The following is a 13314-nucleotide window of genomic DNA, read 5'->3' as shown; positions in this document are numbered from 1 at the left end:
CGCATGCTCAAACTCGAAGAAATCGCTAAGGACGCGCAAATCACCGGGCTGGTCCCGGATGAAGTCGTCAAGGTTGTCAACGTCGAAGAGATAGGCCCCAGCGCCCGCCTTGTGGCCTACCGCAACGCCCAAGGCAAGCTCGATGAGCAGACCATCTTCCGCCACGACGAGCATCGCTTGTCCCTGGCCGTGGCAGGCAAGGCATGGGCTTTCGATGCTGAGCCCGCTGCTTTCAAGCTAGCGTTGGAGGCGTATCGCATCAGCTTGGCGCACCTGTTCGACCCCCTGATGGCGGTGCACACCTCCAACGTCGAACCCCTGCCGCACCAGATTTCCGCCGTTTACGAAACCATGCTCCCGCGCCAGCCGCTGCGCTTTGTGCTGGCCGACGACCCCGGAGCAGGCAAGACCGTGATGGCGGGCCTGCTGATTCGAGAAATGACCCTGCGTGCCGATGCCCGGCGCGTGCTCATCGTCTCGCCCGGCTCCCTGACGGAGCAGTGGCAAGACGAACTGCGTGAGAAATTCGGGCTGGACTTCGAGCTTTTCAGCCGCGAAAAGCAGGAGCAGTGCCACAGCCGCAACTACTTTGCCGAACAAGACCGCCTGATTGCCCGCTTGGACCAACTTTCGCGCAACGAGGAATACCAGCAGCTGCTGGCGCAGACCGAGTGGGACCTGATCGTGGTGGACGAGGCCCACAAGATGTCGGCCAACTACTTCGGCAACAAGGTCAACGAGACAGGCCGATTCAAGCTGGGCAAGTTCCTGGGCGGCCTTACCCGCCACTACTTGCTGATGACGGCTACACCCCACAACGGCAAGGAAGAAGACTTCCAGCTCTTCATGTCGCTGCTGGACGGCGACCGCTTCTACGGCAAGTTCCGCGAGGGTGCCCACAAGGTGGACATCACCGACATGATGCGTCGTATGGTCAAGGAAGAGCTGCTGCGCTTTGACGGCAAGCCGCTGTTCCCGGAGCGCTGCGCGTACACGGTCAACTACACGCTGTCAGATGCCGAGGTGCTGCTGTACGACCAGGTCACCGACTACGTCCGCAACGAAATGGACCGTGCGGACCGGCTGGATGGCAAGCGCAAGGGCACCGTGGGCTTTGCCCTGACCCAGTTGCAGCGCCGACTGGCATCCAGCCCGCAGGCCATTTACACGTCGCTCTCGCGCCGACGCAAGAAGCTCGAAGCGCGCCTCGACGAGCTGCAACTCAAAGCCCGCGCCGACGTGCTGCGCGAGAACCTGGGTGAATACGTCGTTAAGCGACAGCTGGACTTGCCCGAAGACCTGGATGACGCTGCCGACGAACTCAGCGCCGAGGAATACGAAGCAGTGGCCGACCAGGTGGTGGACCAGGCCACTGCCGCCGAGACCATTCCTGAGCTGCAAGCCGAAATCCTGATCCTGCGGGAGTTGGAAAGTGCCGCTGCATCCGTTGTGCAATCGCGCAGCGACCGCAAGTGGGAAGAGTTTTCGCGCCTGCTGCAAGACGAGCCCGAAATGCGCACCGCCGATGGCCGCCGCCGCAAAATCATCGTGTTCACCGAGCACCGCGACACGCTCAATTACCTGCTACTGCGCATCCGCGACACGCTGGGCAGCGAACAGGCTGTGGTCACCATCCACGGCGGCATCAACCGCGATGACCGGCGCAAGGTGCAAGAGGCGTTCCGCAACGACCCCGACGTGCTGGTGCTGCTGGCCACCGACGCAGCGGGCGAGGGCGTCAACCTGCAAAACGCCAACCTCATGGTCAACTACGACCTGCCCTGGAACCCCAACCGCATGGAGCAGCGCTTTGGCCGCATCCATCGCATTGGCCAGCGTGAGGTGTGCCACCTTTGGAATCTGGTAGCGGCCCAGACCCGTGAGGGCGAGGTGTTCAACTGCCTGCTTGAAAAGCTGGCCGTGGAGCGCGAGGCCTTGGGCGGGCGGGTGTTCAACGTGCTGGGCGAGGCTTTTGACAACATCTCGCTCAAAGACTTGCTCATCGACGCCATCCGCTATGGCGAAAAGCCCGAAACCCGCGCCCGGATGGAGCAGGTTATCGGCCAGGCGCTGGACACCCAGCACCTGAAAGACCTGATGGCCCGCAATGCCCTGGTCGAAAACCACATGAGCCTGGACGACCTCTATGCCATCCGCGAGGAGATGGACAAGGCCGAGGCCCGCAAGCTCCAACCGCATTTCATCAGCGCATTCTTCCGCGAGGCATTCCGGGTGGTGGGTGGCGAGCTGCGCGACCGCGAGGCGGGCCGCTACGAGGTGCGCCACGTTCCTGCTGATGTCATGGAGCGCGACCGTGTGATCGGCCACACCCGCACCCCGGTGCTGAAAAAGTACGAGCGCATTTGCTTCGACCGCGAGCACCGCACCATCTACGGCAAGCCCACAGCAGAACTGGTGCACCCAGGCCACCCCCTCATGGCAGCCGTGACCGACCTGGTGCTGTCCAGCCACCGCAGCCTGCTTAAACGCGGCGCCATTCTGGTGGACCCGCACGACGACAGCACAGAACCCCGCGTGCTGTTCATGCTCGACCACAGCGTGCGCGAAACAGCAGCCCCCAACGGCGGCACCGTGCGCGATGTGTCGCGCCGCTTGCAGTTTGTGGAAATGACGGCGGACGGCACCGCCACCCCCGCACCGTTTGCCCGCCACCTTGACCTGGTGCCCATCACCACAGCCCAGGCCACCCAGGTGGCCGACGTGTTGCAGGCCGATTGGGTAACCCACCACATAGAAGCCCGTGCCCTGGCCTACGCCGTCGAACACCTGGTGCCCGAGCACACGCAAGAGGTTGCCAGCCGCCGCGAGCGCCAGGCCGATAAGCAATTGGCAGCGGTGCGCGAGCGCCTGGTCAAAGAAATCCAATACTGGTCAGACCGCGCCATCCGGCTGGACATTGACGTGCGCGCAGGCAAGCAACCCCGTCTGCAACCCGAGAACGCCCGCCGCCGTGCCGAGGAGTTGAGCGCGCGCCTCAAACAGCGCACCGCCGAACTCCAAGCCATGCGCAGCGTGGCGTCTGGCACACCCAACGTGATCGGCGGGGCGCTCGTCATCCCCGCAGGGTTGTTGGCCCAGCGCAGCGGTGTGCCCAATTTCAGCGTGGACGCAGCAGCCCGTGCCCGCATCGAGCGCATTGCCATGCAAGCAGTGTTTGACGCCGAACACGCGCTGGGCCACCGCACCAAAGACGTATCTGCCGAAAAGTGCGGCTGGGACATCACCGCCTACGTCGAGCAGCCCGAGGGGCTGGCGTTAGAGCACCACATTGAAGTCAAAGGCCGCGCTAAGGGGCAGGACACAATCACCGTCACCAGCAACGAGATTCGCCACGGGCTGAACCAGAAAGACAAGTTCGTGCTGGCTGTGGTGGTGGTGGACGGCGACAGCGCCGAATCGGTGAACTACGTCCCCATGCCATTCACCCAGGAGCCAGATTGGGCCGAGGCGAGCAAAAACCTTGACCTTGGGTTGCTGCTGGGCAGAGCCTTGGAGCCCAAGGTGTTCCATGGGTAAGCAAGGGCGCCACAAAGAGAGATGCCCCAGAGCTTGCGCTGCTGGGGCATCGGACCGGAGATGCTATCTCCGGTGGGGTTAGAGTATCAGGCTATGCAAATTCTAATAGGCCAAAGGCAATCCAGGGGCCGCAACTTTGCTTGAACTGAGGGCTGCGCCATGAGATTGAAGACCGTCACACTGAAAAATTTCCGTTGCTTTGAATCACTGACGCTGGACCTGCACCCACGCCTCACAGTGATTGTGGGTGAAAACGGGGCGGGTAAAACGGCAGTGCTAGATGGTATTGCCAGTGGCTTGACCCCGGTCCTCACCCACCTGTCTTCTGCCGATCAGCGCTTAACGGGTCGCGGCATCAAGGACGCAGATTTTCGTATTCAGTCTTCGACGGGAGTGCGAGGGCGAGAGCAGTGGAGCACTGCTGACTTCGCGCAAATCATGTCCACTACCTGGGGTGACCTCCAATGGGACTACTGGCGTCCCTCTGGCGGTGGCAAAGGCAAGAAGCCTGCCGAGACATGGGGCGAGACGGCGCTCAAAGAGCATCTGCACGCCATCACGGCCAGCTACAAGACGGACGCACCGGCACTCACACCCGTCTTTGCCTACTATGGTGCGAGCCGAGGTCATATCGAGGTTCCTGAACGCCTGCGTTCCGCGAAGCACAATTACGAGCACCCCACGGCCGCACTGGTGGATTGCTTCAACCCACGGAGCGATTTCCGGGAGATGCTTGCGTGGTTTGATCAGGAAGAATCCGCCGAGCTTCGGAAAAACAAGGGTGTCAGCAGTGAGGACTACACACCCTTGGAGTCGCTGGAAGCGTTGCGGGCCACTGTTGTTTCACTGCTAGGGGAAGCCTACCGGAACCCACATTTCAACGCACGCCATAAGTTCATGTTGGAGCGGTCCAGCGACGGTGCCGAGCTGCTGGTGAACCAACTTAGTCAGGGCTACCAAAGCATGTTGGCACTGGCGATGGACTTTGCACGACGACTTGCCATTGCCAACCCCCATCTTGAATATGGCAATCAGTTTGCAAGCCAGCAACTGATCATGCAAGTGGTCTCTGTATTGGAGGGTCAAGACCCCGGTATCTTCGAGCCCTTCCAGCATGCTTTGGCCATGAGCGCACCGGCCATCATGCTGGTGGACGAAATCGACCTGCACCTTCACCCGACCTGGCAACAGCGTGTGCTAGGCGATTTGATGCGTACCTTTCCATTAACGCAGTTCATCGTCACTACGCACAGCCCACAGGTGCTGACTACCGTACCGCGTGAAAACATCCGGGTTCTTGATCAGGGCGAAAATGGGCTCATGCGCGTGCGGACACCGGATTTCAGCCCGCTGGCCCATGAATCGGGTGACGCCTTGGCCAAAATCATGGGCACCCATCGGGAGCCACCCTTGCCGTTGCAAGAGGAAATTCGGCGCTACGAGCAATTGGTGCGTGTTGGCCAAGAGCAGACCGAAGAGGGCCAAACCCTCCGAGCGGCGTTGGATGCAGCGGGCTACCAATTTCATGAAAGCGACCTCACCACCTGGCGCTTTCTAGCTGCACGAAAAGCAGGCGGGGCGAATTGACCATGGTGGAGCTGCAACACCGCGCAATCCCCACGCCTGCGCTTACTGCTTTTGTCGCCGCCCACCCAGGCGCTGCTGTGGCCGACTTCGACAGTGAGCCATTCGCACCAGTCAAGCGCGCAGTCAAAGCCGATCTGAATCAGGATCAGGACGGCCTGTGTGTTTATTGCGAAAGCCCGTTGGAACCAACAGGCGGGCAGGTTGAACACATCAAGCCCAAGGCGGGAGGCAATGGCCACCCGCACCTGTGTTTCGCTTACACCAACTACGCTCACAGTTGCATCAACCCAAAGACCTGCGGCCAAAGAAAGGGCAATGGTCTGCTCCCCATCGAGCCTGGCCCTGGCTGCAATACCCAGTGGACCCTGTCCACTGACGGCACTATCGAGCCCATTGTCGGCCTGACCCGAAAGCAACTGCATCCCGTTCGTCAAACGCGGGATATGCTGGGCCTGAACGCCGACTCCAATCTCGTCGATGAACGCCAACGCTGGCTTCGCAATGCCCTGGCTGTGTTGCAGCAGACGCCCGGCGATATCCATATCTTTTTGCAATCCGCACCGTACCGCCACATGCTGGCCACAGTGCTGTAAGCCCGATCAGTGCTTTCCATGTCTATCCGCTCCCCCAAGAAACTCATCGAAGTCGCCCTGCCGCTGGACGATATCAATCGTGCTTCTCAACATGAAAAGTCTGTTCCCCGACGCGGGCATCCTGCAACATTTCACCTGTGGTGGGCGCGCCGCCCGCTGGCTGCGGCGCGTGCCGTCATCTTTGCCCAAATGGTGAACGACCCCGGTGGCGAGCGCGGCTACTACGCGGGCAAAACCCGCGCCCAGGCCGATGCCGAGCGCGAAGAGCTGTTCCACATCCTGCGCGACTTGGTGAAATGGGAAAACACCAACAACGAAGAAGTGCTGGCCCGCGCCCGCGCTGCCATTGCCCAAAGCTGGCGCGAGACCTGCGAGCTGAACAAAGGCAAACCCGGCTTTGACCCCGACGTGCTGCCCGCCTTCCACGACCCCTTTGCCGGTGGGGGCGCGCTGCCCCTAGAAGCCCAGCGCCTGGGGCTGGAAAGCTACGCCAGCGACCTGAACCCCGTGGCCGTGACCATCAACAAGGCCATGATCGAGATACCGCCCAAGTTCGCGGGCCGTGCCCCGGTGGGGCCAGCCATCGAGGCCGAGCGCGGCACCAAGAAGGCGACGAAGGACGCTTTTGACGACTGGAGCGGTGCCCGCGGCCTGGCCGAAGACGTGCGCCGCTACGGCGCGTGGATGCGCGAACAGGCCCAGCAGCGCATTGGGCACCTGTACCCCAGCATTGAAGTAACTCCTGAATTAATAGCTGGAACCGCTTTATCCACGGGCGCTACAGGCCAAAAAGACCATCAAAACGCCGGACTGACCGGATTGCAGCCGGGCCAGCAGCTCACCGTGATTGCCTGGCTGTGGGCGCGCACCGTGAAAAGCCCCAACCCGGCCTTTAGCCATGTGGACGTTCCTCTCGCCAGCAGCTTTATTTTGAGCAGCAAGGCGGGCAAGGAAGCCTGGGTGCAGCCGGTGGTGGAGGGCGACAGCTACCGTTTTGAGGTGCGCACGGGCAAGCCGCCGGAGAGTGCCAAGGCTGGAACGACAGCGGGCAAGCGCGCCGCGTTTATATGCCTGATGTCCGGGGTGCCCATTGATTACAAATACATCCGGGCGGAGGGCGCTGCCGGGCGTATGGGGGCGAAGCTGATGGCCATCGTGGCTGAAGGGGCACGCGGGCGTATTTACCTCGCGCCGACGCCAGAGCAGGAGGAGATCGCTCGCCAAGCCGTGCCTGGCTGGAAGCCAGAGACAGCATTGCCTGAGCGTGCTCTCAGTTTCCGAGTTCAAGAGTACGGGATGCTGACCTGGGGCAACCTCTTCACTCCCCGCCAACTTGTCGCGCTATCCACGTTTGCCGATCTAGTGCCCGAAACCATCGCCCGCATCCGCGCCGACGCCCTGGCCGCAGGCATGGCCGACGATGGCCGGGGGCTGGACGCTGGCGGCAACGGCGCTACGGCGTATGCGGAGGCGGTGATTGTGTATTTGTCTGCAGCCCTTAGTAAGCAAGCTGATTGGTGTAACTCGCTGAGTAGCTATATACCGGCCATTGAAGGGCTAGGACATCTATTCAGCAAGCAATCCATACCGATGGTTTGGGACTACATCGAAACAAATGTTTTCTCAAACTCTGCTGGCAACTACCTCAACCACATTGAATGGGTTGCTCATGCAATTGCGACCTTGCCCGCCTCTACAAACAGCATGGCACTTCAATGTGACGCCCAAGGTCAGCAGATAACAGCAAGTAAGGTGGTTTCTACCGATCCGCCGTACTACGACAACATTGGCTACGCTGACCTGTCCGACTTCTTCTATGTCTGGCTACGCCGCAGCTTGCGCCCCATCTTCCCCAAGCTCTACGCCACGCTGGCCGTGCCCAAGGCCGAAGAACTGATTGCCACGCCCTACCGCCACGGCAGCAAGCAGGCAGCAGAGGTGTTTTTTCTGGATGGCATGACAGCAGCCATGCACAACCTGGCCGCGCAGGCGCACCCGGCCTTTCCGGTCACCATCTACTACGCCTTCAAGCAAAGCGACACCAAGAAAGAAGGCGGCACACACAGCACCGGCTGGGAAACCTTTTTGGAAGCCGTGCTGCGCGCCGGTTTCACCCTCACCGGCACCTGGCCCATGCGCACAGAACGCGATGCGCGCTCCATCGGCATTGGCACCAACGCCCTGGCCTCCAGCATCGTGCTGGTCTGCCGCCCGCGCGATGCCGCCGCCGACACCATCAGCCGCCGCGACTTCCAGCGCCAATTGCGCGAACAGCTGCCCGAAGCGCTGGAAACCATGATTGGCGGCACCAGCAGCCAAAGCCCGATTGCTCCTGTGGACTTGGCACAGGCCGCTATTGGCCCCGGCATGGCGATATTCAGTCAGTACGCTGGCGTGCTGAACCAGGACGGCACCCCCATGCGCGTGCACGACGCGCTGGTGCTTATCAACCGCGAAATCACCGAGTACCTGACCCCCGACGCGGGCAGCTTTGACGCCGATACGCTGTTTTGCAACAGCTGGTTCGAGCAGTACGGCTGGGCCGAGGGGCCGTTTGGCGAGGCCGACGTGCTCGCCCGTGGCAAAGGCACCAGCGTGCAGGGAGTGGCGCAGGCGGGCATTGCCGACAGCGGTGGTGGCAAGGTGCGCCTGCTGCGATGGGCCGATTACCAGGCGGGCTGGGACCCCAAGCTGGATGCCCGCAACCCCGTGTGGGAGGCCACGCACCACCTGATTCGCGCGCTCAACACCCAGGGCGAAGCCGCAGCCGGTGCCCTGCTGGCCGCCATGCCCGACAAGGCCGAGCCCATTCGCCAACTGGCCTATCACTTGTACACCCTGTGTGAGCGCAAGAAGTGGGCCGAGGACGCGCGGGCCTACAACGAACTCATCACCGCCTGGCATGCCGTGCTGGAAGCCAGCCGCGAGCAGGGGCCGCGTGGGGAACAGTTGGGGTTTGATGCCTGAACGCGCAGCAAGGAACAAAGATGCTCAAAGCACTCAAAGTCAGTAATTTCACGGTGTTTGGTAGCGACGTGGAGTTCATGTTTTCACCAGGCTTGAACGTCATCGTGGGCGAGAACGGTGCGGGCAAGACCCATGTGCTCAAACTGGGCTACCTGTTCTCCCGTGCGTGGCCCGATCTAACCGCCCAACGGCTTGCTGTGAACAAGGAGCGTGCGCAGGCGTACTTGGCGGAGCGCTTGGCCGACTTGTTTCAAGTGTCCGATCTTTCGGCCTTGATACGACGCAATGCCAAAGGCGGCGCGGTGCTGCAAGCACAGGTCGATGGTCACATTCCCACCGTGCAGATTCGCATGGCAGATGAGCCTGAGTTCACCTCACCAGGGTTGCCGGAGGCTATGCCGTGGAAGGTGCAGATTCAACGAAAGGACCAGGCTGGCCTGCTCAAAGCCACGGTGCTGCCAGACGAAGTGCCAGACGCCGCAGCGCGGAATGCTTTTTTGCCGCAGCAGGTGCTGGTGCCCAGTAAGGAGATGGTTTCCCTGTTTAAGGGGTTGATTGGACTGTTCGACAAGTACCGTGATTTCCCGTTGGACATCAGCTACCGCGATTTGGCCGTCGCCATGTCCACATTGGAGCCACGCGACAGACCGCCTTTGATGTCGGATGTGGCCCAGCGCATGCAGAGCCTGTTGGGCGGAGACTTGAAGCTGGAAAAGGGAGAGTTGGTCTTCGAGCGTGCTGACGGATCGCAGATGGACATTTCTCTGATGGCAGAGGGCTATCGCAAGCTGGCTATGCTGATTTATCTGCTGCGCTATGGTGTGGTGGAGCGTGGTTCTACCTTGTTCTGGGACGAGCCAGAGGCCAACCTCAACCCCGCCGCGTTGAAGCTGCTGGCCGAGGCCTTGTATGCACTGGGTAGCGCTGGGGTGCAGGTGGTTGTGGCTACGCACAGTCTCTTTTTGCTGCGCGAGTTCGAGATTTTGCAGATGGGGTCAGCGCAAGGACATGCCAACCAGGTTCCCAACAAGTACTTTGGCTTGGGTCGCCAGAAGAAAGATGGCCCGGTTTCCGTGACCCAAAGCACGGACATCGCCGACATCGAGCCTTTGGTTCTGTTGGACGAGAGCTTGCAGCAGAGCGACAGGTACATGGAGGCGAACCCATGAGCCAGACGGCAGATGTGGATGGAATGCGCCTGACCATGCCTGCGGGGTGGTGGGTTTGGAAGTACGACGATTCCGATTTTCACCAGACGCAGTTCCAGAACTTTGCGGGTGGCGTCAAGGCCATGGATGCCATCGCGCTCGACCCTGCTGCACAAACCTTGTGGCTGATCGAGCTCAAAGACTACCGGCAGAACAAGCGGCGAAAACCCAGCTCCGTATTTGCCGAAGTGGCGGGCAAGGCACGCGATACCTTGGCAGGTTTGGCGGTTGCGCGCGTCAGTGCGCAGGCGCAGCAGGAGCGCGCGGTGGCGCAGCAGGCGCTGGGGTCCAGGGAAATTCGTGTGGCGCTGCAATTGGCCCAATCAGCGCGGCCCCACCGGCTGTTTCCGCAAGTGGTAGAGCCCGCCGATGCGGGTCTCCAATTGCGTAGAGCGGTCAAGCAAGTGGACGCGGCACCGGTTTGTGCCGTTGGTAGCTTGGGACAACACAACAACATGCTGCCGTGGAATACGGTTGCCATTTGAAATACGCACCTCATGACAATCAAGCCCTGGCGCGAAGTCGCCCACCCCCACAAGGACGTGCTGGAAGGCACTTTCAAGCAAAGCGAATTCGCGGCTGACATCTCGCAGGTGCAAGCTGGCACTGCGGAGCCTGAGTACCGGGATGCCGAGAAGTTTTTTGCCCGCACCTTCATCACCGAGGGCATGCGCCTGCTGCTGCAAAGTGTGGCCGAGCGGCTGTCGGGCCGGGGCGGCGACCCGGTGATTCAGCTGCAAACGGCCTTTGGTGGAGGTAAGACCCATACGCTGCTGGCGGTGTACCACCTGGCCAGCCGCCAGTGCCCGACCGAGAAGCTGGCAGGCATCCCGCCCATTCTGGATGCCGCAGGCGTGACGTCGCTGCCGCAGGCACGGGTGGCGGTGATTGATGGCATCAAGTTCTCGCCCAGCCTGCCGCGTTCGCATGCGGGCACCACGGTGAACACGCTGTGGGGCGATTTGGCGGTGCAGCTGTTGGGGACCGAGGGCTATGCGTTGCTGGCCGAGGCCGATCAGGCGGGTACATCCCCCGGTAAGGACGTGCTGACGACGCTGCTGCAACGCGCGGCGCCGTGTGTGGTGCTGCTGGACGAGCTGGTGGCCTATGTGCGCCAATTGGAGCCGGGCAAGAGCTACCCCGGCGGCACGTTTGACAGCAACATCACCTTCATCCAGGCGCTGACCGAGGCGATGAAGAGCGTGCCCAACGCCATCTTGTTGGCATCGCTTCCCCAGTCAGAAACCGAGGCGGCAGGCACGCAGGGGCAGCGCGCGCTGGATGTGCTGGAAAAATATTTTGGCCGCGTCGAATCGGTCTGGAAGCCGGTGGCGGCGGAAGAGGCCTTCGAGATTGTGCGCAGGCGGCTGTTTGACACCGTGGGCGACCCAGCGCAGGTGAACGCCACGGCACGGGCTTTTGGCGAGCTGTACCGACAGAACCCGACCAAGTTTCCTGGCGAGACGCAGGAGGCGCGCTACGAGGAGCGCATTGCGCACGCCTACCCGATTCACCCGGAGGTGTTTGACCGGCTGTACGAGGACTGGTCCACGCTGGACAAGTTTCAGCGCACGCGCGGGGTGTTGCAGTACATGGCCATCGTCATCCACAGGCTGTGGGACAGCCGTGACAAAGACCCGCTCATCATGCCGGGCTCGTTGCCACTGGACGATGCGCTGGTGCGCAACAAGAGCATCCACTACCTGCCTAATGGATGGGAGCCGGTGATTGAGCGCGAAATGGATGGCCCGCGCTCAGCGGCGGCAGACATTGACGGGCACGACACCCGATTTGGCAGCTTGCAAGCCGCGCGGCGCGTGGCGCGAACCATCTTCTTGGGGAGTGCGCCGTCTAACGCTGCGCAGGCTGTGCGCGGCATTCGGGTGGATGGCATCTTGCTGGGTGCCGTGCAGCCAGGGCAGGCCGTGGGCACGTATGAGGATGTCATCAAACGCCTGCGTGATCGGCTGCATTACCTCTACGGTGAAAAGGACAGCTACTGGTTTGACACGCGCCCCAACCTGCGCCGCGAGATGGAAAGCCGCAAGGCCAACCTGAAAGACGCTGACGACGTGATGCCGCTGCTGCGCGACCGCGTGGGCAGGGTGTTTACTAAGGGCAACCACTTTGCCGCCATCCATGTGTTTGTGCCGTCTGCGGATGTGCCCGATGAGTTTGGCCTGGGGCCACGGTTGGTGGTGCTGCCGCCCAATGCGGGTTACCGCAAGCAAGATGAGTCGTTGGCCTTGTTGGCGGCCACCGAGGTGCTGGAAAAGCGGGGCGATGCGCCACGGCTGAAACGCAACCGCCTGATTTTCCTGGCGCCAGATGGTGACGCCGTGCAGCGCCTGCGCGATGCCGTGCGAACCTATCTGGCATGGAAGTCCATCGTGGAAGACGTGCAAAACCGCCGTATCGACCTGGGCACCTACCAGGCCGATCAGGCCAAGCGCGCCATGGACGGTGCTGAGGATGGCGTCAAGCAGATGGTGCGCGAGACCTATCGCTGGCTGATGGTGCCCACCGAAGAGATGGTGCGGGGCAAGCTGGCTTTGCGCTGGGAGGCCGTGGCCTTGTCGGCGTCTGCACCGAGCGTGGTCGATGCGATTGAAAGCAAGCTCAAAGAGGAAGAATGGCTGGTGAGTGCGTGGTCGCCCGTCCACCTGAACCGGGTGTTGAACCAGTGGTACTTCAAAGAGGGCGTCACCGAGGTCTCGGCTTTGAAGGTGTGGCAAGACAGTTGCCAGTACCTGTACCTGCCACGCCTGCTGAACTCTGATGTGTTTGTGCAGGCAGTGACGGCAGGCTGCGCCAGCCGTGACGGGTTTGGCTACGCGGCAGGCAAGGATGGTGACCGTTGGCTGGGGTTTTCCTTCGGCCACTCTGCGTTGGTCACCATGGATGCCGACACCGTGCTCATTAGCCAGGCGGCGGCCATCGAGTACCAACAGAAGCTGGATGCGGAGCAGCGCGAGCGTGTAGCACAGCAAGCGGTGCCTGCCAATGTCGGCAGCGGTGTGCCTGGCACGCCATTGCCCGGCCAGCGTCCGGTGGCGTCCAAGTCCGAGGCAACCACGGCGGCGACGGCTGCGGTGGCACTGCCCAACCGGTTCTTTGGACTGGTGGAGGTGGATGCCACGACGGCAACCATGGACTTTTCGACCATCGTGAACGAGGTGATTCAGCACTTTGCGGCTCAGAGTGGGGTGGATGTCACCGTCACCGTCGAAATTGAGGCCCGCACGCGCGATGGTTTTGAGGCAGGCTTGCAGCGGACCATCAAGGAGAACTGCGGGGTGCTGAAATTCCGCTCCGCCAACTTCGAGCAGGAATAGCCTGCTGTCACTGGCGGGGGGCGATGACGATGCGTTGGGGCGGAATGTTTGCGTGAACCTAAATCTGCTTGCTACTTTGGATCAGCA

At 61.6% G+C, this 13314-nt stretch carries 7 protein-coding genes; all 7 read left to right on the top strand.

Translation table 11 applies throughout. The features are described from left to right. The first annotated feature begins 3 nt into the window (after positions 1–3). The 7 genes from ACFQPB_RS08255 to ACFQPB_RS08225 all read left to right on the top strand — a co-directional run bounded on the left by ACFQPB_RS08255 (position 4) and on the right by ACFQPB_RS08225 (position 13227). The gene (locus ACFQPB_RS08255) at positions 4–3537 is read left to right on the top strand and encodes a helicase-related protein (RefSeq protein WP_382221731.1); all 3534 of its coding nucleotides are present in this window, start codon (positions 4–6) and stop codon (positions 3535–3537) included. A 159-nt stretch (positions 3538–3696) separates the two neighbouring features. Next, positions 3697–5124, top strand: coding sequence for an AAA family ATPase (locus tag ACFQPB_RS08250; RefSeq protein ID WP_382221728.1), 1428 nt, complete (start codon positions 3697–3699; stop codon positions 5122–5124). A 2-nt stretch (positions 5125–5126) separates the two neighbouring features. Next, the gene (locus tag ACFQPB_RS08245) at positions 5127–5717 is read left to right on the top strand and encodes a retron system putative HNH endonuclease (protein WP_382221725.1); all 591 of its coding nucleotides are present in this window, start codon (positions 5127–5129) and stop codon (positions 5715–5717) included. Between the two features lie 18 nt (positions 5718–5735). Beyond that, positions 5736–8684, top strand: a complete 2949-nt coding sequence (locus ACFQPB_RS08240) for a DUF1156 domain-containing protein (protein ID WP_382221723.1) — start codon at positions 5736–5738, stop codon at positions 8682–8684. Between the two features lie 20 nt (positions 8685–8704). Continuing rightward, positions 8705–9853, top strand: coding sequence for an AAA family ATPase (locus tag ACFQPB_RS08235; protein WP_382221720.1), 1149 nt, complete (start codon positions 8705–8707; stop codon positions 9851–9853). 23 nt (positions 9854–9876) lie between these two features. Further along, positions 9877–10377, top strand: coding sequence for a hypothetical protein (locus tag ACFQPB_RS08230; RefSeq protein ID WP_382221718.1), 501 nt, complete (start codon positions 9877–9879; stop codon positions 10375–10377). Positions 10378–10389: 12 nt separating this feature from the next. Then, a complete protein-coding gene (locus ACFQPB_RS08225) occupies positions 10390–13227 on the top strand; it encodes an ATP-binding protein (protein ID WP_382221716.1) in 2838 nt (945 codons plus the stop codon). Positions 13228–13314: the final 87 nt, after the last annotated feature.

This window comes from Hydrogenophaga atypica (genome assembly GCF_042665215.1).
Taxonomy (GTDB): Bacteria; Pseudomonadota; Gammaproteobacteria; order Burkholderiales; family Burkholderiaceae_C; genus Hydrogenophaga; species Hydrogenophaga defluvii_A.
The sequence above is the reverse complement of the archived record's forward strand: the minus strand, read 5'-3'. Positions and strand labels throughout refer to the sequence as shown.

What these genes read in the sequence shown, in the direction of transcription:
- ACFQPB_RS08255 (WP_382221731.1), top strand. Translation starts at nt 4, where the DNA reads ATGCTCAAACTCGAAGAAATCGCTAAGGACGCGCAAATCACCGGGCTG.
- ACFQPB_RS08250 (WP_382221728.1), top strand. Translation starts at nt 3,697, where the DNA reads ATGAGATTGAAGACCGTCACACTGAAAAATTTCCGTTGCTTTGAATCA.
- ACFQPB_RS08245 (WP_382221725.1), top strand. Translation starts at nt 5,127, where the DNA reads ATGGTGGAGCTGCAACACCGCGCAATCCCCACGCCTGCGCTTACTGCT.
- ACFQPB_RS08240 (WP_382221723.1), top strand. Translation starts at nt 5,736, where the DNA reads ATGTCTATCCGCTCCCCCAAGAAACTCATCGAAGTCGCCCTGCCGCTG.
- ACFQPB_RS08235 (WP_382221720.1), top strand. Translation starts at nt 8,705, where the DNA reads ATGCTCAAAGCACTCAAAGTCAGTAATTTCACGGTGTTTGGTAGCGAC.
- ACFQPB_RS08230 (WP_382221718.1), top strand. Translation starts at nt 9,877, where the DNA reads ATGCGCCTGACCATGCCTGCGGGGTGGTGGGTTTGGAAGTACGACGAT.
- ACFQPB_RS08225 (WP_382221716.1), top strand. Translation starts at nt 10,390, where the DNA reads ATGACAATCAAGCCCTGGCGCGAAGTCGCCCACCCCCACAAGGACGTG.